The organism is Haloarcula argentinensis DSM 12282 (assembly GCA_000336895.1).
Classification (GTDB): domain Archaea; phylum Halobacteriota; class Halobacteria; order Halobacteriales; family Haloarculaceae; genus Haloarcula; species Haloarcula argentinensis.
In genome coordinates this window covers 51,641-74,938 of sequence record AOLX01000003.1, presented here as the reverse complement: position 1 = coordinate 74,938, position 23,298 = coordinate 51,641, and the positions used below count along the sequence as shown (strand labels likewise).

General features: G+C 54.8%; 17 protein-coding genes and 4 pseudogenes. 16 read left to right on the top strand and 5 right to left on the bottom strand.

What is annotated here, in order from left to right:
- Positions 1-1,431: 1,431 nt before the first annotated feature.
- Positions 1,432-2,445: pseudogene (locus C443_RS00370) on the bottom strand (hypothetical protein).
- A gap of 634 nt (positions 2,446-3,079) precedes the next feature.
- Positions 3,080-3,345, bottom strand: a pseudogene (locus C443_RS00365) (hypothetical protein); the annotation flags it as partial.
- Between the two features lie 160 nt (positions 3,346-3,505).
- On the opposite strand from C443_RS00365, the gene C443_RS20560 reads away from it, so the two are divergent.
- The 5 genes from C443_RS20560 to C443_RS00340 all read left to right on the top strand — a co-directional run bounded on the left by C443_RS20560 (position 3,506) and on the right by C443_RS00340 (position 8,233).
- Entirely contained in the window at positions 3,506-4,045 is a 540-nt protein-coding gene (locus tag C443_RS20560; RefSeq protein ID WP_005532724.1) for a GrpB family protein, read from the top strand.
- 759 nt (positions 4,046-4,804) lie between these two features.
- Entirely contained in the window at positions 4,805-5,938 is a 1,134-nt protein-coding gene (locus C443_RS00355) for a hypothetical protein (RefSeq protein ID WP_005532722.1), read from the top strand.
- A 276-nt stretch (positions 5,939-6,214) separates the two neighbouring features.
- The gene (locus C443_RS00350) at positions 6,215-7,456 is read left to right on the top strand and encodes a hypothetical protein (protein ID WP_005532718.1); all 1,242 of its coding nucleotides are present in this window, start codon (positions 6,215-6,217) and stop codon (positions 7,454-7,456) included.
- A gap of 80 nt (positions 7,457-7,536) precedes the next feature.
- The gene (locus C443_RS00345; protein ID WP_005532717.1) at positions 7,537-7,896 is read left to right on the top strand and encodes a winged helix-turn-helix domain-containing protein; all 360 of its coding nucleotides are present in this window, start codon (positions 7,537-7,539) and stop codon (positions 7,894-7,896) included.
- Between the two features lies 1 nt (position 7,897).
- Positions 7,898-8,233 (top strand): DUF7521 family protein, encoded by a 336-nt coding sequence (locus tag C443_RS00340; protein WP_005532715.1) that lies wholly within the window; start codon positions 7,898-7,900, stop codon positions 8,231-8,233.
- Here C443_RS00340 and C443_RS22020 read toward each other — a convergent pair.
- Positions 8,230-8,832, bottom strand: coding sequence for a hypothetical protein (locus C443_RS22020; protein ID WP_394295048.1), 603 nt, complete (start codon positions 8,830-8,832; stop codon positions 8,230-8,232). The two genes, C443_RS00340 and C443_RS22020, sit on opposite strands and share 4 nt — an antisense overlap.
- 905 nt (positions 8,833-9,737) lie before the next feature.
- On the opposite strand from C443_RS22020, the gene C443_RS00330 reads away from it, so the two are divergent.
- The 4 genes from C443_RS00330 (at position 9,738) to C443_RS00315 (ending at position 12,882) form a co-directional block, all read left to right on the top strand.
- A complete protein-coding gene (locus tag C443_RS00330) occupies positions 9,738-10,946 on the top strand; it encodes a Cdc6/Cdc18 family protein (RefSeq protein WP_005532710.1) in 1,209 nt (402 codons plus the stop codon).
- Positions 10,947-11,242: 296 nt separating this feature from the next.
- Complete coding sequence (locus C443_RS00325) at positions 11,243-11,461, top strand: hypothetical protein (RefSeq protein ID WP_005532709.1); 219 nt, start codon at positions 11,243-11,245, stop codon at positions 11,459-11,461.
- Between the two features lie 721 nt (positions 11,462-12,182).
- Positions 12,183-12,479, top strand: coding sequence for a hypothetical protein (locus C443_RS00320; protein WP_160163332.1), 297 nt, complete (start codon positions 12,183-12,185; stop codon positions 12,477-12,479).
- A gap of 130 nt (positions 12,480-12,609) precedes the next feature.
- Positions 12,610-12,882 carry a hypothetical protein gene (locus C443_RS00315; protein ID WP_311241359.1) on the top strand — a complete coding sequence of 91 codons (273 nt, stop codon included), beginning with the start codon at positions 12,610-12,612 and terminating at the stop codon, positions 12,880-12,882.
- Here C443_RS00315 and C443_RS22015 read toward each other — a convergent pair.
- Both C443_RS22015 and C443_RS22325 read right to left on the bottom strand, forming a co-directional pair.
- A pseudogene (locus C443_RS22015) lies at positions 12,869-12,964 on the bottom strand (radical SAM domain-containing protein); the annotation flags it as partial. The gene C443_RS00315 and the pseudogene C443_RS22015 sit on opposite strands and share 14 nt — an antisense overlap.
- Positions 12,952-13,750: pseudogene (locus C443_RS22325) on the bottom strand (hypothetical protein). The pseudogenes C443_RS22015 and C443_RS22325, both read right to left, overlap by 13 nt.
- 197 nt (positions 13,751-13,947) lie before the next feature.
- On the opposite strand from C443_RS22325, the gene C443_RS00305 reads away from it, so the two are divergent.
- From C443_RS00305 to C443_RS00270, 7 genes are all read left to right on the top strand, one after another.
- A complete protein-coding gene (locus tag C443_RS00305; protein WP_152422979.1) occupies positions 13,948-17,964 on the top strand; it encodes a dockerin type I domain-containing protein in 4,017 nt (1,338 codons plus the stop codon).
- Entirely contained in the window at positions 17,961-18,407 is a 447-nt protein-coding gene (locus tag C443_RS00300; protein ID WP_152422978.1) for a hypothetical protein, read from the top strand. The genes C443_RS00305 and C443_RS00300 overlap by 4 nt, the downstream gene beginning before the upstream one ends.
- 645 nt (positions 18,408-19,052) lie before the next feature.
- Positions 19,053-20,273 carry a hypothetical protein gene (locus tag C443_RS22010; protein ID WP_005532697.1) on the top strand — a complete coding sequence of 407 codons (1,221 nt, stop codon included), beginning with the start codon at positions 19,053-19,055 and terminating at the stop codon, positions 20,271-20,273.
- A 26-nt stretch (positions 20,274-20,299) separates the two neighbouring features.
- Positions 20,300-20,692, top strand: a complete 393-nt coding sequence (locus tag C443_RS00290) for a hypothetical protein (protein WP_005532695.1) — start codon at positions 20,300-20,302, stop codon at positions 20,690-20,692.
- A gap of 75 nt (positions 20,693-20,767) precedes the next feature.
- Positions 20,768-21,799, top strand: a complete 1,032-nt coding sequence (locus C443_RS22005) for a hypothetical protein (protein ID WP_005532694.1) — start codon at positions 20,768-20,770, stop codon at positions 21,797-21,799.
- On the top strand, positions 21,796-22,242 hold the full coding sequence (locus C443_RS00275) for a hypothetical protein (protein ID WP_005532692.1): 447 nt from the start codon (positions 21,796-21,798) through the stop codon (positions 22,240-22,242). Before C443_RS22005 ends, C443_RS00275 begins: the two co-directional genes overlap by 4 nt.
- A gap of 361 nt (positions 22,243-22,603) precedes the next feature.
- Positions 22,604-23,224, top strand: a complete 621-nt coding sequence (locus C443_RS00270) for a hypothetical protein (RefSeq protein ID WP_005532690.1) — start codon at positions 22,604-22,606, stop codon at positions 23,222-23,224.
- Positions 23,225-23,298 lie beyond the last annotated feature (74 nt).

The window sequence follows — 23,298 nt, the reverse complement described above, 5'->3', positions numbered from 1 at the left end:
GTACTATATCCGAACATTATGCCCCACATTGCTAAGCATATATAAAACACATAGAACCGTTTCACAGTATCATATTATCCTCAACTGACAAAAGTGGGCAGGATACTTCAAAGTGACATTCCAACCCCATGAATATGATATTCCAATCTGATATACTATTTTACACGCGCTTATTACGACCAGTGAGTGGTTCACCAGACAGATCAACACCTCCGTCCTCCGCTCTGACAGCAGAGCCGTGACTAAGATTGCTATTCCACCATTCCAGCCGACGGAGTCTACACTGTACGGCAAGAAATAGTGTAATCTCTCATTCTGTGTTTTATATTATTGAAGAGTGGCTAGCTCCGCACTCAGACAGTTCTACTTCTGTTCCGTCCTAACCACGAAGTCTTCCAAGATCATGTCCAGTACTCTAGATTTACGACCACAATTCATAGAGTTCGGTGATGAATCAGACCGGACCACTGACAATTCGGCGGAAGAATATGTACGGCTCTCCCCACAGAGGCGACGGGGGTTCGCGGGAACACTGGAACTAACTTGAGTGGTTAAACGATGGTCAGTACAGGTAGTCTATGAATCGGATGTTACCGGAACTCAAAACGTCATCGTAGGACTATAATCGTATATTCTAACAGAGGATCCTTATCTTGGAAGGTTTTCAGAAATATGCCTTTCTGATGATCGACAAGAGCCAAATTATTGGTACGAGAGCAAGTATCAATCCTAGTGTGCCTATTAGATAGTCTCCTTCCAATAGTCCTCTTGCCAATCCACTTCCGAGCCTAACAATCAGGAAGAGAAAGACAGCTAAAAGCAAATTGCGGAGCGAAAAGTTCAATCCTTCAGTATTGTAATCGGTTGGCGACATTTCGTAGTGGTTCTTCCCATCTGACAAAAAGTATTTCCCCACTGGGTATACAAATGTAGCGCTCGGTTATTGTCGTTTAGGCTGCTGGGTAATGAATACGATTTTCCCCGCGAGTGAGGAATATCTAGGTACGAAAGCGACCGACGATGCAGAATTGGACACAGATGCATTAGAGTGGATGTTCTCGCTCGCAACAAACTATGCGAGAATTAAGATAATACTGTCGCGTACCGTAGAATAGGCACCACGATCTACGCTGAGTAAGCAATACAGCAGACTTACGAAATACTAAAGCAACTTGCTGTCGTCGCTGAGTTCTGAGTCCGGCTTCACCGAGCAATACGCCCGATTACTGTCCGGATAACTCAACGAGCTACCGATGAATCGTACTTCGTGAGAGAGTTTTATGACGCGCTCACACTGTCCTACTCTCACCCAAGAACCGGACACATCCTTTCGGCGAACAGCGATACTGACCGTTCACCGAGAACCACAATGGAATCCGTTAACGGCTCTACAGCACCCTAAATAACCGTTACGCCCTACCGACACGATAGCTACCGCTTCCATGGGAAGAAGCCATAGCGCTCGCGATAGGCTTCGATCTGGTCCTGAAACTCCTGCTCCTGGAAGTCTGGCTTGTCGCCGTGGATGTCTTCGGGAGAGACACCGTCGGGGAGGTGCTCATAGTCCGTAGCCTCCTCCGTGTCGTCCTCCTGCTCGGGCTCGTGGCGGTGCTGTCCACACTCCCTGCAGGTCCAGATCATACGGTCAAGGTGTGAGTGACACTCGAACCCGTCGAGCCCATGTGATTCGTGTCCCGTGACGGCGCCACACTGTCGACAGTGGAACTCAACGCCAAGCGTCCCCAGCTCGGATCTCGCCTGATGGCGCTGTACGACACCGGGAACAAGCCAGTACGTACCGTCGTCTTGCTGGAACTCATCTCTGAGCCGCTGGAACTCCGAGCGGTCGGTGACCGGCGACCCATCCTCAAGATAGATTCATGGCTGGACGTCTGATTCATCCCAATCGGTCTGCTCGTCGGCCGTCTCCAAGAGTGTCTGTCCGCGGTCCTCCCCGATCGTGGTCTCGGTCGGAAGCTCGGGCTACCCTTTGGTGAGATTGGAGGCTGGCTCACTGCCGAACGCTGCACGGCACTTCACCGTTCCGTGAGAGGTGACCTCGCCGTTCGCGATACTATCAGAGGCGGAGAAGGCCGCAGCGCCGGTGGCTCGTGCGTTGAAGGTAGTGTTCGCCTCGACGAGCGCGAGCACGACTCGGCCGAATGTCCACTCTCCAAATGGACTGTCGTCTTGGTCGTCGGACGAAGTCTCTGAGATACCGGTTTGAGTGCAGAATGGGCACTGGCGTTTATCATGGGGGATATCCTTCCCACAGGTCCGACAGATACGGGTATCATCCTCGGTACGGTCGGGATACCTAGTGGATTTAAGCACGCGTTCCCGCCCGTTCCCTCTCGTTTCAGGGTCGCAACTCGCTGCACCGAGGATATCAGCAGGATCGTACTCAGGATTCGGGTCGGTTACACGCATGGTTGCGTTCGTCATCGTATTTAAACCTCGGCCCTGAGGGAAGCACAAACCGACAGAGAGCGAGAGTCTTGCCTAATCCAGTGAAACAGCTGTCGACCTGATGATGTTGTCACTGGTTGCCGTGCAAGATGTAGAGGGTGTAGTCAGCACGCTGAGGCGCTTTATATCCGGTCACTGGTGATGAAACGGAAAATTGGAACGGGAGCCGGCAGCAACGGAGCCGATATGAACAGACAAGAGGACTAAGCTAGTCGTTGTCGCGATTTTTGAAATAATAGGTGAAGACTCCGAAAGCCAACCCCCCTGCTGCCCCCGGAATCGCAGCAGAAATCACACTACCGTCCCCGAGAAGCGCATCTATCGAAACCCACAGCAATATCCAAACGACGACGCTCATCGGAATATATAGCCACGAATTCGTTAATCGACTCCGTACGCTTTCAGCCATCTTTTCGCTCTCACTTCGCTTGTTACGTAGTTCTTCTGTATGTGTGGTGACTCGTCAAAGTCTTTCAGTTGGAAACTGGTGACCGACTTGCGCTGTGCATCTTGCACAGCCCGATCTACCAACCCCGATACAGATACCAGTGTTTCGCTGTCTTTGGTAAGAGCCGAGACCAAGACAGGACGAGTTGGCTACTCGTCGCCCCGTGCTGTCCGTCACTTCTGCCATGAACGTGTCTGTTGAGGTGTCCAGATCGTACTGATGAGTTCGAGGGCAGCTAGTGCTGCGTCTGTGTCTGCGAGGTCTGCGGCGAGCAACTGTTTGAAACGAAGGGCAGCCTTGTCGGCACGGTCGAAATCTGAACCACGCATCTGGGAAAACTCCATCAAGAGGCGTCGCCAGGCGGTCGCCGAGCCGGTCACCGTGAGATTCCAGTCCGAGGCTTGGAACCTTGAGGACGACTGCCGGCGGTTCCGAAGAGGACACCCACAGCCTTGTGTAGACGTAGAACAACAGTTTGTTCGTTTATATGGTGGCGCGAATCGATAGTCCAAACCTCCGCAAGTTTTCAGGCGCATTGTAGATCTTCATCTCAAAACGGTTTTGATATAGACGTGTAGATACAGAAACATGAGTGAGACACCAATCAAAGTAGTAGAATACAATCCGAACTGGCCCAACCAATTTAAATCTGAACGGCAGAGACTTACCACCGTTTTAAACGAGTATACGGCCCGAATCGAGCATATCGGGAGTACAGCGGTTGAAGGGTTAAGGGCGAAACCAATCATCGACATCACGGCAGTTGTGACTGACTTAAACGGACTATGGGGAGATATCGACAAACTTAGCGCTGGTTTTGGATATGAGCTGAGCCATATTCCATCTAATTGGCTGTTCCTTCAACGTACAGAAGATAGTGGTCAATCATACAACCTCCATCTCATCAAAGAGTCAAGCAATCAATGGAAAGATGACCTCCTTTTTCGAGAATATCTGCGTTCTTATCCAGATGTACGCAACGAGTATGCAACAGTAAAACAGGAAGCTGCGGAATCTCACCCAAACAACATCACCGAGTACAACGCCGCAAAAAACGACTTTTGCGCATCAGTACTTGAGCGAGCAAAGGATGACGACTCTATCCAAATTTCAACTCGAGAATCCTGACTGGTATTCTACCCGTACTGACTGAAATTAGGAATTAAACTCGACGTTTCTTACGGTCACTTAGTACAAGTTCACGAAATTGTCTGAACCACCTCCCTCGTCCTCAGATCCGCGATTGATGATCTAGCGCATTCGTTGACGGGATATACCCCGATAACTGGTCCACGAGCGAGGGGTCAAACTTGTCAGAGACGTGGCGCACGTTCCACAGCCCAGATTGGTACACCTCAGATTTCGGCGAGTGGTACCCGAGCCAATCGAGGTCTGACGATCCTGCGGATCGACGATGATGCGATACCCTCGCGATTGTATTTGGCTCAATCACCGCTCGGTCACACTCGGGTCCGGGGTCGGCCGGAACGTCAACCCAGAGAAACGGCAGATCCCGAATATACTCCGACACACGCTGTTCAAGTTCGTGTTCCTGCTCGCGAACAGACGTTGTTTCGGCGTCCGGATTTTGCTCGCCCCAGTGAGGATACTCGTCGTGCCAGCCGTGCTTCTCGATCAGTGCCCGTCCAACGTGCAACCTGAAAATCGAGCCTCAATGGTTGCCACCGCCGGCGTACTTCCCGCTTCAGTTCCTTTGATTTAGCGGCCCACCTCGCTGCAGTATGGCGATTCAACACAGCCGGGAATACCGTATTAGCACTCGTTGGCTGCTTCTCAGACGGCGTATAAACCCTTCGCCGATGTTTGCCAGCACGCGATCGATAACCCGGTATAAATATCGCCCGCTGTCATCGATTACGTACCACGATGGTTCCACCAGACGACACCTCCCAACCGACGCGTCGCTCGATGCTCCACCGCGGCGCGACGGCCGTCGCGATCTGTCTGTCCACTGCTCTGAGTGGCTGTACCGGTCTCCCGCCACTCGGCGACAAGCCCCAGTACGGCCGCGTCGATATTCCCGACCCCGGCCCGCCGGAGTACCGCCGCTGGCTCCCCGCAGAGTGGGACAGCGACACGGACGAAGTCTGGTTCCTCACCTACGTCGAGCCCGGATCGTTCCACGGCCCCGTCCCCGAAGACTTGGTCTCCAGCCGGGCCACCCAGCGTCGGGACCTGGAGTACCTCGGGATCGGGTACGAGAACTACGACAGCCTCACGCGTACGACCCTCGCCACTGTGCGAGAGGGGACGTTCTCGGCCGACACGGTTCGGTCCGCCCTCGCAGAGACCGGCTACGAGTCCGACGGCTCGTACCGCGACTACGATCTGTACGCTCGCTCGGACATACCACGCCGCGTGGCCGTCCGGGACGGTGTCGTCGTCTCGACGAGCGCGTCGCTCCACAGCACGCCGGATCTGGAGGCGACGATCGACGCCGGACACGGAGACACCGAGCGGTACCACGAGGTCGATACCACGTTCGAAGCGGTCACCGATGCGGTCGGTGCCAGCCGACTGGTGTCGATCGGCGATCACCCGCTCCTCAACCCGACCGTCGCCGAGCTCGGTGTCGACGCGTTCCGAGTCGACGACGAGGCCGCGTATCCCTTCGTGCTCGAACGGTACCCGGAGACGGTCGACCAGCCCGGCGAGCAGATGAAAGATGCCATCCAGGACCAACACCCTACCGGCATGGCGGCGGCTGATACCATCGACATCAGGGTCGACGGCCAGCTGGCGACGGCGGGTGCTCGCATACCGTTGCAGCCGGACGAACCTCGCGATCTGATCCACGATCCCCCCAGATCACCTGGGGCGTGGCCTTCGACGCGGAGAGTGAGACGGCCACGCTCCGTCACGAGCTCGGTCCGGAACTCGACGCCGACCGCCTGTGGTACGATCTCGTTCCCATCGACGCGATCAATCGGGTCGAGAACCGGTCGCTGTGGCCCGGTCGAGACACCGTCGGACCGGGCGACGAGACGACGGTCGACATGAGTGACCATCCGGACGCAGACCGCGTTGACGTGCGCTGGGGCCCGAAAGATCATCCCTACGGACTGCGGCTGTTCAGCTACGTCCCCGACCGCGGCGAGTGATATCGGGAGCTATCCGGCCGTGACGTATTTTACCACCTTCAACTGACAAATATCGCGACGATCGTCCCAGCGGGCGATCGATCACTTCTACATATATATCTGTCGCCGATGTTTGCCAGTGCGCGGCCGACGGGCCGGTATAAAGATAGCTGGCTGTCATCGATTACGTACCACGATGGTTCCACCAGACGATCCCTTCCGGCCGACGCGACGCTCGTTTCTCAACGGCAGTGCGACGGCCGTCGCGCTCGGTCTGACGACTGGGCTCAGTGGCTGTACTGGCAGCTTACCACCGCTGAGCAGCAAACCGAGGTACGGCCGTGTCGACGTTCCCGACGCCGGCCCACCGGAGTACCGCCGCTGGCTCCCCGCAGGATGGGAGAGCGAGACCGACGAAGACTGGGTCATCACCTACGCCGAACCCGGGCGCTTTGACGGCCCTGTCCCCGAGGAGTTCGTCGCCAGGCGCGGTTTCCAGAAGATGGAACTGGACTACTTCGGAATCGGGTACGAGAACTACGACAGTGTCACGAGCACGAACCTCGCCACGGTGATCGAGGCCGAGTTCACAGCCGACGACGTGGCGTCAACGCTCGCAGACACCGGCTACGAGCCTGACGGCTCGTATCGCGGCTACGACGTGTACGCCCGTTCAGACGTACGCAGACGGGCTGCAGTACGGGACGGCGTCCTCGTGTGGTCGAGTACTCGCGATCACAACGCACCGGACATTGAGGCGACGATCGACGCCGGACACGGTCACAGTCGACAGTTCCACGAAGAGAGTGACGCGTTCGCGGCGGTCACCAACGCGGTCGGCGCAAACCGGATGTTGTTCATTGGCGGCTCTCATCCGGGGATCAACCCCGAGGTTTCCGAACTTGGTGCCGACGCGTTTCGAATCGACGATGATGTCGCATACCACCTGTTGATCGAACGGTACGAAACCGAGACCAACCTCTCTGAAGAGCAGATGAAGCGTGCCCTCGGACAGCAGCGACACGAACTCACGAAAGAGGCACAGACCGTCGATGTCAGGAAGGACGGCCGATTCATGACGGTCTCTGCTCGAGTACCGGCCCGGCCGGATCGTGAGCGTGATCCGATGGACGATCCGCCACACGTCACGTGGGGTGGAGTGTTCGATGCCGAGACCCAAACCGTCACGCTTCGTCACGAGGTCGGCGAGTCGGCCGACGCGGACCTGATCTGCTACGACATCGATACGCCCGAGGATAAGGGCCAGGTCGAGAAGAAGCCACTCTGGCCAGACCAGAACACCGTGAGTGCCGGTGACGAGACGACGATCGACCTGGGTGACACTCCGACTGCGGAAGGGATCAGTGTGGTGTACGGCCCGATGAACGACGTTAGCTTCCGGATACTGTTCGAGCTGCCACTGGAGGACGACCGATGAGCGCCACGGCCGTCCCTCGTTTCAGCACCTCACAGACGCCACGACCTCGGCCAACCGAGGGCAAGATACTTGTTCCACGTATGTCAGATGACGCTGTGGACGAGGACCCCGACGTTGCCGACGTCGTCGCTCTGCTGGACGACGAGCACGTTCGGTCGATCCTCGTCGCGACGAGTGCGGAACCGCTGTCGGCCAAGGAACTCGGCGAGCACTGCGATCTCTCGGTGTCGTCGATCTATCGTCGGGTCGACGAGCTCTGTGACTGTGCCCTCCTCACCGAGCGGACGCGACCGCGCCGCGACGGCCACCACGAGACGGTGTACGTCTCGACACTCGATCGGTTCGAGCTGACGATCCGCGACGGCGAACTGGACTGGACGATCGACCGGACGGAGAGCGACCCGGCCGACGAGCTCTCGCGGATGTGGGGACAGCTCTGAGATGAACGTCTTCAGCGCGCTTACCGACTTCACCGGCGTTGTCGGTCTCGCGGCCGGGGTGGCGGCGACCGGCTCCGCCCTCGTTGGCCTCTACATCGGCGGTCAGGCCTATCGCGGGCTCCGACGCAACGACGACCCGTCGATGCGATATCTCTCGATCGGGATGATCCTGCTCTTCGGCGTGACATACGTCCTGGCGGTGGCTGGACAGGGGCTCCTCACGTTCCGCATCGTCCCGATCCGCTACCAGAACGTATTCCGGCTGATCGTCCGCCTCCTCCAGTTCGGCGGGCTCCTCCTGATCGCCTACTCCCTGCGTATCGCCACCGACACCTAGACGACGCCTCGATAGCTTCCCACAACCGCTGACGCCCCCTCCACCATGTCCCGACCGACAGCCACTCCAGATGGTCCCTCACCGCTGACTCTCCGAGCCGTTCGTCTTCGCAGGCGACGAGGGCAGAACGCTCCCGACGATTGCATGCTGTACTCGTCGCTCACACCGGCCGCGGCGATCGCCTCGATCGCGATCTCCATCTCGACGCCTTCAACGTCCCAAGTCTTGCGGTGACTGTCGTCGACGGCCGGCTCCGCTTCGTTGGCGGAGGGGAGGTTCGCCGCGGCGCCGCCCTTCGCCACGGCGCCGTAGAACGTGGTCACCTCACCGACCGGAACATCCGGCACGTCCGCGATGGGCACGATCGCCCTCGGCGCCGCTTTCAGTTCTTCGAGCGTCTCCAGCACCGCCTTCGTGACGTCCCGCCCGCGCTGCACCTTCTCGGACAGCTGCTTCGCGACGACTGCTCTCGACCAGCCGCCTTTCACTTCATCGCTGATCCGCATTGCCTGCTCGTTGACCTCCGCGAGTTCGTCTTGCGTCAGTTTCTCCCGGGGATCCGTGCGCTCCGTCGGCGCCGGCTCGTCCCGACCACACAGCTCGCTGACGCCCTCCCGCGTGCGCTGCTCGCGACCATGAGTCGAACACGTTCTTCTACGGGGAAACGAACCTCGACGGCGTCCTCGATCTCGTGACGCGCTCGAAAAAGCCCGTCCAAGAGCTCGCTGATTCGACGACGGGGAAACTGAGAGACTACTGTTGAAATGTGATAGGGGGACACCGGGTTTCCGGTGAAATCTGAGAGATACTGAGACTTCGCACGCACACCGGGTTTCCGGTGAAATCCAAATCAGCCAAATCACCGCTGAATGGAACCACACGCACACCGGGTTTCCGGTGAAACAGAGAGCCATAGCAGTAACCAAGAACGTTCCGGATCAACTACTATTGCGTCAACTGGGGAGCGTAGACAGACACACCAGATTTCCGGTGAAATTGCCCAATAGAGACAGTATAGCTGCTAAACCCATTGGTTACAAAAGGAATATTCCTACGCTATCTGCAGATTCAGGGAAATCTGCAGGAGGAAGAACATAATGGAACTCACATCAGCAAGGAAATGACCAGATACTATCTTTATTGCTATGTCTGACATAGTTTTATATACAATCCTAGCGTGATATTCCATTAGCTGAATCGCTTTTCATAGATTAGAGCGAGATTTTCTCGCTTATGATTTTCATCACTCCAATCGAAAACACTCCACAGAACCGTTCTATCCTATCTATCTCGGGATTTCTATCTCTGCCCTACTCTGGTATTTCCTTGGCTATCCCGCCAATGCGGCTGAGGTAGATCGCAGTTGAAACCATGTTTCCGGTGCATCCTAACCCCCGTTTCATCTGGACACTAAACACCCTCTAGACGCTTTTCACCGGAAACGTGGTGTGTGTGTCTCGGGGAAAGTATCAAGACGTTTCACCGGAAACCCGGTGTACAAGCAATGTCCGACTCTGACGATCTCTTCATCCTTGAAGATCCCATTTTCGTGAACAAGGAACTGCTTGAAATCAGCCATCTCCCGGAGGAGGATCGCATCGTTGGTCGAGATGAAGAAATCAAGCAACTGGCTAATGCGGTAAATCCCGCCATCTTTGGCCAGAGTCCTAGCAACATCCTCCTGTATGGAAAGACTGGAACAGGGAAGTCTCTCTGTGCCAAATACGTTTCTCGTCAACTGGTCGATACCGCATCTGAGGAGGGTATCAACGCTGTCTACGCATACGTGGATTGTGCCCAGGACAGCACCGAAACCCAGTCTGTGCAAACGATCGCGGACTCAGTAAATACGGAGGAGAATGATATCTACATTCCCGACAAGGGAATTAGCACTGCAACCTACTACAAGCGTCTCTGGCGGATTCTCGATATGCGTTATGACGTCGTCCTCATAATCCTCGACGAGATCGACAAACTCGAAGACGACGACATCCTGATGCAACTGTCACGAGCTGGAGAGGCTGGAAAAATTGAAGACTGTAAGATCGGTGTCATCGGGATTAGCAACAAAATCAAGTATAAGGATCGGATGGACGAGCGGGTCAAGTCCAGTCTTTGCGAACGAGAATTTGTGTTCCCACCCTACGACGCTAATCAGCTCAATGAAATCATGAGTGCACGGGGCGACGCATTCAGAGAGGGAGTACTCGAAGGTGGTGTTATCCCTCGGGCAGCTGCACTCGCAGCTCGTGAGCACGGCGATGCACGAAAAGCGATTGACATACTTCGATATGCAGGTGAAATTGCCCAATCATCGGACATGAAGACGGTTCCAGAAGACTTCGTTGTTCAAGCTCGAGAGCGGGCTGAGACTGATCGGTTCCGTGAGCTCATTAGCGGCTCAACGCCACATTCTCGATACGTACTACAGGCGTTGACTATCCTTTCGGTTGACAATGCTGGCGATGGAGCTGATGATATCGGCTTCCGAACAACCCGAATCTACGACGTGTACGAAGAAATTTGCCGTCAGGAAGGCTCTGATCCTCTCTCGTTACGACGAGTCCGTGACCTTCTCAAGGAACACGCTTTCTTAGATATTATCGAACAAACGCGCCACAGTGGTGGTAGTGCAGAAGGGAGCTATACAGAACATCAGCTTCTGGAAGATCCAGATGTCGTGCAACAGGTGCTCGAAGATACAATCAGCTGAATCGATTTTGTAAAGCAGCGTACTACCACTGTTCCGCATCTCTGCGATGCACTTAGTTTCATCAGAAATCCGGTGTCTCTCGTTAGCTGATAACCACTAATATTTGACTGTAGTCTCCTGATTTCATCGGAAACATGGTGTGTTGCGTCTGAGATTCCAACAGTCTACCCCTGTGAGATGGTGGCGCTTTTTTCACCGGAAACCCGGTGTGGGTCGATGTGCTGACTCAACACTGTTAACCAACACTCTACACTCACGCAAAGCGCCAGTTCGCTGAAGCATGGCTCACGCCCGGCGTGCGCCAGGCAACACAGTTGCTGTTGATCCTCACGCTGTTTGCTGGCTCTGTGATGGGCCAGACCGACGTCGGAAACATTTACTGTGACACTGCTGTCGAAGATGGTGTTGACGTTGTCTTTGGAGCACTAGCTGGCCTTGGCCTGCCGGCGACGATGGTCTTCGTCGGCCGCAGTGGACTCTCATACATGCGATGCGTCGGTCTCATCGCCGCTTGACCTGACGGTCCCAGTGCCGTAGTGGATACGGGTGGGCTTTGGTCGTCGCGAGCAGGCGTGACACGACTGTTCAGTAAGACTGCATATCTTGTACAGAGTCTCTACCTGAGTCAATCAGATTGGATCGCCGGATAAACGCTCTGTATCGAACAAACCGCTGTTCTATTCGACTTCTGTCACAAGCGACGTGCAAGACTCTGAGGATCTATTACATTGCCGTCGTTGCTTCTGGCCCTCTCCTGCTGAATCAGCTGTTTAGTGCGAGATCAAAGTCGGCCTGACCCCGCTGGAGTGGCATCGTCATCTGTGCCGTGCGGTAGCTTTTCGGGCCGGGAAGCCGAGTTCCTCCGCGACCGTCACGATGTTTTCATCCGTTTGCGTGAGGCCGACTATTTCACCGACAGAATGTTTCTACAACGAGAGAATGGCCGAAAGGCGTGCCCAAAGTTTTCAACTGTTGCTTGTCCAATCGTAGACGATGCGCCCTCCAATAAACTGGCAAGTCATGGGACTAGTAGCCATGATACTCTTGGCCGGTTGTATTGCCCCGGAAGTCGGTACTGACATCTCAACACCGGCGTCCACTTCCCAATCTCCCGGTACTGACATCTCAACACCAACGTCCACTTCTCAATCTCCCGGTACTGCCACCTCAACACCAGCGTCCACTTCCAAATCTGCCGGTACTGCCACCGGTGTGGTCGCATCTGAGAACAAAGAGGTGCGACTAATAAATGACTGGAACCAGAGCGCCGACGTACAACTCCGTATCATCCGACTTGCAACGAACGAGACTGTCCGCAACGAGAGCTACGCTCTGTCACCTGAGTCACGCCGGACCGCCTATAATATCAGTAGCGCTGACACCGATGGCATCGAGTCCTTCGAGGTAATCGTCACAGCCCGAAATGTGACGACACGTGACACGTTTAACAACGATGCGTGTTATGGTGATATTCACGTGCCGGTCAACTCCGATGGGACGTTCGAAGGCCCCCACTACGGTGGTATGTGCTAATCCTGTACTGACCAGTAGCCGTGACTGCGGCCGCTGTGCAGTCTATCCTTCCACACCGGACTGAAGCTATAGCCGACCGACACTAGAGCGAACACGATACCTACATATTGATCCGTTCGGACCAGCGGGTATGAGCGAGTGGGTCGTTGACGCTCGTGGGGGTATCTGCCACCAGTGCGACAGCGAGTATCAGCGCTTGGCACAGCACTGGTCCCGGAGCAAGCACTGTTCGTTCCGTGATCTGAGCGATGCCCAGCACGAGGCGATCCGAGGCTGTCTGGTGGGTGACGGGAATCTCGACAACCCCAACGACGGGCCGCCAGCGCTGCGGCTGTCCTCGATGCGGCGGCCCCATCTCACATGGGTTCGTGACCAGCTCGGCTGGCTCGTCCGCGAGGATTGATTGGCTCATGGAAGACAACGACCTCATCGAGCGCTCTGAAGTAGCTGAGTAGCTCGTGAAAGCCGTCTTCTACAACCGACGGTAGATGGTGATCCCACCCAGAACAGCCACGAGAATGCTCCCACCCACAAGCAGATTTGTCGGTGAGCCGCCAGACGGCTCAACACTGTCGGTCGCTCTGGTCTGAGACGGTGTGTTCGTCGCGTCCGGCGTGATGGCCGGCCCACCGCTGGTCTGCGTCGAGGTTGACTGCTCGGTTGCCGTCTGTGTCGGTTGTTCAGTTGCCGCTGTCGTCGTTGTCGGCGTGTCACCAGGTGTCGGTTCCGTTACTGTCGGTGTGTCCGTCGGTGTTGCCGTGTCACCGGAGTCACTGCTGCTGGAATCACTGTCATCGTCACCGTCATGGCTATCGTCATCATCATCATTACCATCGTCGGAACTGGAAGAGTCTGACTCGGTTGGTGTCTCTGTCGGAGTTGGTGTTGGCGTTGGCGTCTCCGTTGGGGTTGCTGTGTCATTTCCGGATTCGACTGTCAGTGTTCCGGCGCGTACGCTGGTGACATTGTATGCGTTCCCGGATTCGTCACCAACGGCTGCAACAGTCAGCTCGACATCGCTTGTCCCGACAGCCTTGCCGGTGAGCGTGACCGAGACAACAGGCGNNAGAGGTCTGGACTGTGTCTGGATTCCCAGCAACAGTCGTGTTCGAGACTGTTGCAACCGACCCGTTGGTGCTTGCAATATCGATATCCAGCGAGCCGACTCCGTCTGTAGCAGACGTGACCACAATATCAACAGTGGTTGTGTTCCCAACGGTAACGGTATCAGTCGAAGGCTGGACCACCACACGGGTCGTTCCCGCCCCCATCGCGAGTCCCGCACAGAGGGACAACGCTATACAGAGGCCAGCTACTGTCGCAAGTTTCCCCATTAAATATACTGTCTAGATGGGTAGGATTAAGTATTCTGATTACCGAATCAAATTGACAACAGTACCTCTGGTGGGGGGTTTATATGGCAAGTTCAACGAGAAAATTACAGGCGTTGTTTGGTGTATTACTATTAGTGACTGTCGGTCCGGCTTCCGGGATGATGACTGGCACTGGGGCTGGCCCGTTGCAGACGGCCGGCAATGACGCGTCTCTCACAGGTGCCGGTAACCAGGCTGTCACCACCGCCGGAAACGAACCAGCACAGACACGACCGACCCAAACACCCGCCGCAACGGCCGGTAATGAACCAACACGGACACAACCACCGACACCAACCGCAACGGCTGGGAACCAGGCAACCAGACCACTTTCAACCAGTTGGAATGACTCAACAGAACCGAATGCGAGTGAAATTGAGCAGTTAGCGCCCCGAGAAAACGACTCTCAGCCGTACCCACTCGTCGGTGACCACCAACCTACTGACCCAGATGGTGACGGAATCTACGAAGATGTCAACGGCGATGGCGCTATCAATATCGTTGACGTTGACGCACTGTCGCGTCATCTGGGAACCACAGCAGCCGGTGCTAACTGGAGCGCGTATGATTACACAGGTGACAACCGAACCGACGTGGGGGATATTCAGTGGCTCTTCGTCGCCACACGCTCGACGGCCTCGAACGACACTGATGGCGATGGACTTCCGGATGCATACGAGCGGAATGTCACTGGGACCGACCCTGTCATAGCAGACTCCGACGGGGATGCTGTGATTGACGGTGCAGAAGACTGGGACAACGATACGCTACCGGCATACCGAGAATACCGACTTGGCACTGACCCTCGAAGCAACGACACAGACGGTGATGGACTCCCTGATAAGGTAGAATCACGACTCCAGGGTGTTGATCCAACCGACCCCGACACGGATGGGGACAACCTTACTGACAGCGACGAACACAGACTCACGAAGACGAATCCAACCAAGAGAGACTCTAATGGCGACGGGTTCACTGACGACCGTGCAGACCCCGATGACGATGGGCTCACACACAGAGAAGAATTGGCTGCCGGAACTCACCCGCTGTACGCCGATGTGGACAACGACGGCCTGACTGACCCCGAGGAACTCGAACTTGGAACTGACCCGCTCTCGCCTGATACTGATGAGGACGGGGTGACCGATGGTGACGAGCGAACTGACCCGTTCAACACGGACCCACTGAACCCTGATACTGACGGAGACAGTGTCACAGACGGAAACGAGACCTACACCACGACCGCTCGAAATGAGAGCCTCGGTGCCTCGGTGAACATCACTGGTGCCGGAAACGTGAGTGCGGAGACAACGGTGGATGAGCCAGTCAACGTTCGATATCAGGACAACTACGCACCCACTGGGACTGTTGCTCCGTTCGTTGAGTTCGAATCCGACGCAAATTTCTCGCAAGCGGAAATCTCCATCGAGTACAACGAATCACAAGTGTCGGGAGCAGAGTCAAACGTCTCTATCTACTGGTTCAACGAATCGGCGAACCGGTACCAGCAGGTGCCGTCGTCGGTCAACACCACGACAGATACCGTGACGGCCAATACCACACACTTCTCGACGTATACCGTCTTCGACAGCGATGCCTGGACAGAGTACCTCAACGAGCGCAAGGACATCATCTCCGAGAGCCCGGACCGGTCGAAGGTCGGTAAAATCGAGTCGTGGACGTTTGAGGATATGCCGGACTCGATTGTACAGAGTGACTGGACGTGCGATGTCGAACCGCGTAGTGGAGGCTACAACGACGAACCGGCCGACGGGAACTGCGAGGTCGAAGAGGACCGTGACGCGATTCGTGTTGGTGAACGGACCAACCGTGAACGAACTCTCTCACGGTCGATTACGCTGCCGGATCACCCACAGGTGTACGTCATCGCAAACGTGACAGCCCACGTCCAGAGTTCGTGGTCCCACGCGGCAGCGACGCTGGCGCTGACGGACGAAGATGGGGAGACCGACATCTACCGGCTTGAAAACGACGACAGCAGCGGCTTGCGGACGGAAAACGCGGTCCGGCGGGTGAACATCTCCGAACATGCGGGCAAGGAAGTGACGGTGAAACTGCGGGCGGACGCGCGCCACACTAACGGAGACTATTCGTGGCTTCGTGCCCACAACGTACGGTTCGTCTCACCCTCGAATGAGACTGTCCGCGTGGACTCAGACGAGGACGGCATCTCGGACTTCCGCGAGGTGACCGGCATTCCGCTGGCCAACGGGCCAACGGTGACGCTTGACCCGAACGATCCAGACACGGATGGCGACGGCATTCCCGATGGCGAGGAAGTTGACATGTCTGAAACTGTCGAGAATGAGCCACCGAACGAGAAATCGCTGGTAACTGGCTACCGCTGGACCAGTAACCCTGCGAAAGGGAACGCAGACACTGACGGCGATGGTCTGGCCGACTCGCTTGAAAAGGAGGGCTGGACTATCCAGACAGTCAACAAAAGCGGCGAGGTGCATCGGTACGACTACGCCTGTGAAACAGACGATGGGTGTGAAGCAGAGTCGGATTCCATCCGTGTGACGTCGGACCCGACATCGCGGGACTCGGATGGTGACGGTCTGACTGACCCCGAAGAGAAGAATCTCACGCACACCGATCCGAGCGCGGAGCGAACGTACAACATTACTACCGAGCGGTCAGAGACGTTCGAGCAGGTGTTCGATGGGAGAGGATCCTACCCACGAACGAACCTGCAGAACCAGATGGGACTGGACACTGATCGCATGCAGGGCGTGGACGACCTCTCGGATCCGGAGTTCACGGACGCAAGCGATTCATTCGACTTCGTAACGACCGACCAACGCGGGCTAGATCAGTTCGTCTTCAGAGGGCTGGATGGCACCCCTCAGACGGATCACTGGATTTCGAACAAGAAAGAGATCCGCACGGCGAATCCGGATCATCGGCAACCAGATGCAGATCCGGCCTTGGGCTCTGAGACTGATCCCTGGGACCCTGACACCGACGATGATGGACTCACTGATGGGCAGGAGATCGATGGAGTGCAGGACGGTTCGTCCGGCTCGGTCTACAAAACAGACCCAACGGACCCAGATACGGACGGTGACGGCTACTGGGACGGCTGGATCGGTGTTTATGATGTTGGGCATACCGATAATGTCGTGCTATACCGTGAGAACCTCCGTGACGATGACGATGGTGACGGTCTCACTATCGTTGATGGTGATGATGATGGCGGAATCTCCGGGGACGAACAAGTCCCGGCACAGGCAGGTATCCACAAGGTTTCCGGAACGGCTACCGACGGAGCCGATCTCTTCGGGAACGGTACTGAGTTCCACTCCAATACCCATCTTGGGGAATTGCACTGGGAGAGTGATCCCAATAAGGCCTCTGCCACTCCTAACCCATCTCTCAGCGTTGAGATCGATTACTACGCCGGTGCGAACTATGGGTCGATGAATACGAAGTCTTGGGAAAACGGCCTAGAAAACAACTATGCACTCTATGGCATTAATGTCGATATTATTCGGGATGAGAAGATTCAAAATAGTGACTTTTCATCTTGCCTGGATCTGCCAGTATCACTAGCTTGTGTCGATCCGACTGATGGCTTCGGATACAGGGAAATTGTCACCACAGGCATTGAGCACAAATCAACTGGAGCAGATGAGTATGTATTAGTGGCGAATAAAGGAGCAGGTCTTGTCCCGGGAGGCGACAGTCAATCGGGAGTGAACCTTGTTGGTGTTCCCTACCAAGCAATCTTCGTGCAAGGGAACCAGAAAGCAACAAATAACGTGCCTGCATCCGTAATACAGCGTTCACCATACAGCAGCGGATTAGGTGTGGTCACAGCCAAAACGGAGATTCACGAGATTGGGCACTCCTTCGGAGCGGGAGAACTTGACGATCGAAGTCTGACAGAGGACCCAGTCCGGAAATTTAAACGTAATGGCGAAGTGTATAGTGGGAGTGGGAGTGATAACACGCGGGAGCCGCTTGGTCGAGATCGGAGATGGAGTGTCATGGCATCAGGATATGATACGGACATGACTAATCTCCCTATGGGTGGGCAATACTTCGCCTACAGTATTGAAGAATTACTGTCTACCGAAGAACCATGACTGCTATACACTCCTGGGTTCCAGTCCTTATATTGACAGTAGCAATTGGTTTGGCCGGATGTACCTACCCAACGGCGTCAGGATATGAAGTAGATCTTGATGGAATACCCGAGCGAAACGACGGAGGGTTTGAAATGCATGGTGAAGTAGAGGTAGCGGATACGACCGCACCAGTGAGGAATTTCACTGATGTAAGCCTCAAATTCTACGACAATGATATGTCGGAAATAACGCAGATCAATCTCGGGCGCATGTCTACAGATAGTAGTGTGGCCCCCATCCGACGGTCATTTAACATCTCGCTCGATCAGCAGCCTACGTATATCATACTCGAATCACCTGACTTCTGGAACAGCGATGTTTCTGTAGGAGCGTATCGATGGAATGGAGGGTCTTACACGTACTACTTCGTAACTAGCAAGGACGAACGGTTCCCCGAGTGAGTATTCGTCCCAACGTCGACGGAAGGAAATCGATTCGCGCTCAGCATTGAGGAGTTATCACCGATGGACTGCAACGATATCCCATCAATAGATGAGTGATAAATTTCCCGGCGGCGGCTACTTGGGCTTCTTCCAGTAGCAATGGGATCACTCAGCGGGTGTTTGGTGAATAATACCCACTCAAGCCTCGGTATGGAACTCTATAATGTGACAGAATCGAATAGGACATATTCGATTGAGATAGCACCGTCAGTCGGAGTTGTGGGAGACTGGGAACCGTTCCACCACGTCTCAGTACTGGCAAAAAACAAGAATGGAGAGGTTAGTTGCCGCAAACACATTGGTGATCTCACCAAATCTGGCGATTATGAACCTGTGACGTTCACCTGCAACGAATTTCCACACACCATTACCTACGAGATCGATCGTGATCCCTGTAGCCAAGGCACCAGTGTGTCTAAGTATGTATATAATCCAGAACAGGACTTGTGGCAGCCAGAGAAAGTTGAGTGTGAGAGCTCATCCTGGCCGTGGTGAATCGCCGGACAAAGCGTGATTGTCCGGTGTCACGGCTATGTCTGACAACAGCACCTGCAGTTCATTGACGAGATCGGATAGAACGGAAATATTCGACTGGCCCGCGATTTGCACATCGTTCTCGACGGCCAGCAGCTGTCGAGCGTTCGTCTGGACGACTGGTCAGACGATTTCGATTTCGTGTTGACGGACGGCTCGACGCCGCAGGACCGGGCTGTGTTCACCGCGCTGGATGGGGAAGACCGGACCGATACGTGGTTGGCTAACGCCGAGGAATGGGATGCTAGAACAGACCCGTGGGATCCGGACACGGACGACGACGGTCTCACTGACGGCCAGGAGACGCATGGCGTTGATACAGGGGTTATCAAACCCACGTACACGACCGATCCGACGACGCCAGATACGGACGGTGACGGCTACTGGGACGGCTGGATCGGCGTCTACGACGTTGGACACACCGATAACGTTGTGCTGTATAGGGAGCATCTACAGAGTGGCGACGGGATCGAAGGTGTCGAGATCGTCGAAGAACAGGTCGGCGTGCACAAAGCATCGGTCGTCCCCTCTGCAGGGGGTGCTGACATTGATACTGATGGCGTGAAAGAGCACTCGAACGTTCATATTGGAGAACGTCAGTGGGGTAGCGCACCGACGGACGGGAATCCACCCAGTCTGACCTTTGGAGTTGAGGCGGACTACGTCGATGAGCTCCCAGAGAACAGACTCGATAACGAAAACTGGGTTACAGCCATCGAAGAAAACTATGCGCTGTACGGCATCACACTCAATATTGAGCGCGATGATACGGTAGTCACCCTCACGGACGCGCTTGCGTCGAGTAATGACGAGAATCAACACTTGTATCTCCTCGTCTCCTCGGAACGCGCCAGTGGTATCGGAGGCAATCCGTGGGGATTCAACGCCGACGAATCCATCGGAACCAGTTTGGAACTACCCGCAAACGGCCATATCATCTATGCCGAATCTATTTCAGAGTCGGCAACGGAAGAAAACGCTGTGCCTGCAAGCGATGTAACCAATTCGCCCTACAACAGCAAAACAGAGGTGCTTGCTGGCTCTGTGGAGATGCACGAACTTGGCCACTCCTTCGACGTAGGTCGGCTTGATGACACCGGTGCGTTACCATTGGGCGAAGTCTACAGTGGGTCCTCAAGTGACCAGAACTCTGAGAGACATGAGACATCCGGTGCCACCCGATGGAGCATCATGCGTCGAGGGTGGGACTCAAATTCATTAGCCAGTCACAATGGGCATTCATACTATGTCTTTAGTATCGAGGAGCTGTCAACAATCGACCAACCATGATATTTAGACGTTATTCTCTCTGTTTGGTGTTGCTGATTCTTATCAGTCTCAGCGGGTGTCTGACACCCGGCCCGGGAACGGCAATCACCTACAGTGGTGACCTGAACCCGACGGGCGAACAACTCCAGATGAACGGGACAATTCACGATACCACCGGTAGTGGGCCATTCCACAATGTGACCCTTTACTTCTACACCGAGGAGGCCAACCTGCTAAACGAAACGGCAGTCGCTACGCTGACCGGACAGCGAGATGTCTCACTGACAGTCTCGCCATCACCCAAGTACATCATCATCGACTCACCGGATTTCTGGGAAATAAATCAGATAGATGTGGTCTACTTCGTACGGCAAGGCGACGGAACGTATGCAGAGGAAACTGCGACGGCCCGCGGAGAACTACCTGTAGAACCAGAGTGAATCCCAAAAAACCTAGCTGACGACGGCCTGCCTGACGCGACCGAAAGGGGCGGCTTCACGCGGTCGTCACTGCCGATGACAATCGAACCGCTCACGACTGATCCGACCAACAATGATACCGACGGCGACGGCTACTGGGACGGCTGGATCGGCGTCTATGGTGTCGGCCACTCTGACAACGTGGTGCTGTATCGTGAGAACCTCCGTGACGATGATGACGGTGACAGCCTCACTATCGATGATGGTGATGATGATGGAGGGATCAAAGGAGGAGAGATTGTCGACGAACAGGTTGGTGTTCACGAACGATGGCAAGTGAAGAATGTTCCAGATAGCGTTACAGCGGCAACTGTCGATTATGACAACGATGGGCGTGTGGAGCGTTCCAATCTTCAGGTCGGGGAATTACAATGGGACACAGACCCAACAACACAAAGTAAGACAGTTGACCTATCCATTGAGACCGACTCCGTGGCAGGATTGCCGAACCAGCGCCTGAACGACTCAGGTTGGGAACGTGGTATCGAAGACAACTACGCTCTCTATGGGATAGACATTGATATCGTTCGCGACGAACGACTATCTGATCCCCTCGCAAACAGTGCACCGCTTTCGAAATCTACCGATGCCGATCAGTACATGGCAGTGACCACAGAAAGCATCTTCTCTGGAACCGGGTTTAACGCCTACGCCACGACAGAATCATATATATCTGCTCAACCGGATACTGGAATGTACGTCTATGCAGAGTCACTCGTGGATATAGGTGCCCCTAGCAAGGTAGACCAACGTCATCTGGCTCAATCCCCCTACAATAATGAGACGCAGGTGGTAGCTGCACACGTGGCGATGCATGAGGTAGGGCATTCGTTCGGTGCGGGGGAGAATGATGACTCGTGGAAGCCCTTACCTTTCGGTGAAGTGTATAGTGGCTATAGCGGTGAGAGGGACATAGATGATCCTACTACAGAGGAGCTGCCAAGGCGCGACAATGACTGGAGTATCATGAGACGCGGCTGGGAAAGAGATGACCCAGTGTTTTATCATGATAGAAAGTTGTACTATGCATTCTCTATTGAAGAGATGATTACAGTTGGAGAACCATGACAGAAATTGCAAGAATTATCGCCCTCTTTGTAGTCGTATCCACGGTTCCTCTCGGGGGATGTGGAGATGCAGGTGGGAAAGTATCCTATAGCGGAACAATCGAAGTCCAGAATGAAATGTTCGTCCTGAATGGTTCGGTTGGGGAGGAATACTTCTCCGGACCCGGGCGATACGAAGATGTTGCGATACACCTCTATGACAAAGATGGTGAGGTATTTCGCACGATATCCATCGGTGATATCAATGGTTCGGAAGATGTATCCATACGCGATGAACGGATTCCAGTGTTCGTCGTTGTAGATTCACCAGATATCTGGGGGGAGGAAAACAGTGATATCGCAACGTCGTATTATGAGCGGAAGCCAGTTACTGACAGGGAGTATCTGGCTTACGTTGGAAATACCATTTCTGAGCGGGATGAATTACCAGTCAGTCTGCCCTAAATGCGTTTGCTCTGTGGTTTCACTATCCCAAATAACGACACTCCGCCGGCACGGATTACGAGTGCCAGAGCAACCGCCCGGAGTAGAGTTCGTTTAGGTTGGACAGATGTGGGATTTATTAGTGAATTTACTGTACAGCGGCAATACGGGGGCGAAGCTTGACAGCAGTAATCCACCGGACAAAACACCAGAATTCGTCGAAGTCTATGACCCTAAAAATAATGTGTGGGAGGAAAAGCGAAGGTGGTCAGTTATGAGCAAAGCCCGCATATCCCTCAGATACCGCTTTTCGCGTCCAACTAATGGTGAGTACGTCGCCTACAGTATTGAAGAACTCTTCACAGCTACAGACTGATCTCGCATGAAAAAGAGCTACTACGCGTTGTTTGCCGTGCTCGCGCTCGTTATCGTTGCCGTAGTCGCCGCCGTAGTTGTCTACCCAGAACCTGGGTTTCATCAGGAAGAGGACACGTACACTCCTCCAAAAGGAGATGTGTATTTAGGTGAGGACCCACCAGGAGGGGGTATCGTCTTCTGGAACGTCACTGCGACCGTTCACAACGGTGAGTACGTTCTAGAGTTTGATGTATTTACGAGTTCTCCACAGGCCTTTGACCCGGTTGAAGTACCGAATGCGTCGGTACAGGGCTACTCCGACCAGTGTGACCTACGTCTGGAGAAAGAACTCGGGTCGTTCGAGATCGAAGCTGACAGCCCACGCCACACTAATCTGACGTTTGAGGAGCCGCCAGCGTACATCTTCCTACAGACTCCAGAAGAAATTCACCCGTGGCTGAATATGGACGTCTCTGGATTACGGTTAGCGGAGCAGACTAACTCAACGGCACGCTATATCCAGAGTAGGCGGATCAACGAAACTAGTCCGTGTCCGCCAATATCGAACGAGCGGAAGACTGCGACTGCAACCCACCGTGGGAATCAGACTGCGAATGGGACTACGGAACTGTTGACGCCTACTTGACGAGGGCAGACCTGTGAGGCAATCCAAGGAACACAGACACTCCAGCAGTGGAGTGCGATGTCAAAGACATGGAG

What these genes read in the sequence shown, in the direction of transcription:
- C443_RS00340 (WP_005532715.1), top strand. Translation starts at nt 7,898, where the DNA reads ATGAACGTCTTCAGCGCGCTTACCGACTTCACCGGCGTTGTCGGTCTC.
- C443_RS20560 (WP_005532724.1), top strand. Translation starts at nt 3,506, where the DNA reads ATGAGTGAGACACCAATCAAAGTAGTAGAATACAATCCGAACTGGCCC.
- C443_RS00300 (WP_152422978.1), top strand. Translation starts at nt 17,961, where the DNA reads ATGACTGCTATACACTCCTGGGTTCCAGTCCTTATATTGACAGTAGCA.
- C443_RS00350 (WP_005532718.1), top strand. Translation starts at nt 6,215, where the DNA reads ATGGTTCCACCAGACGATCCCTTCCGGCCGACGCGACGCTCGTTTCTC.
- C443_RS00270 (WP_005532690.1), top strand. Translation starts at nt 22,604, where the DNA reads ATGAAAAAGAGCTACTACGCGTTGTTTGCCGTGCTCGCGCTCGTTATC.
- C443_RS00355 (WP_005532722.1), top strand. Translation starts at nt 4,805, where the DNA reads ATGGTTCCACCAGACGACACCTCCCAACCGACGCGTCGCTCGATGCTC.
- C443_RS00330 (WP_005532710.1), top strand. Translation starts at nt 9,738, where the DNA reads ATGTCCGACTCTGACGATCTCTTCATCCTTGAAGATCCCATTTTCGTG.
- C443_RS00315 (WP_311241359.1), top strand. Translation starts at nt 12,610, where the DNA reads ATGAGCGAGTGGGTCGTTGACGCTCGTGGGGGTATCTGCCACCAGTGC.
- C443_RS00345 (WP_005532717.1), top strand. Translation starts at nt 7,537, where the DNA reads ATGTCAGATGACGCTGTGGACGAGGACCCCGACGTTGCCGACGTCGTC.
- C443_RS22005 (WP_005532694.1), top strand. Translation starts at nt 20,768, where the DNA reads ATGACAATCGAACCGCTCACGACTGATCCGACCAACAATGATACCGAC.
- C443_RS00275 (WP_005532692.1), top strand. Translation starts at nt 21,796, where the DNA reads ATGACAGAAATTGCAAGAATTATCGCCCTCTTTGTAGTCGTATCCACG.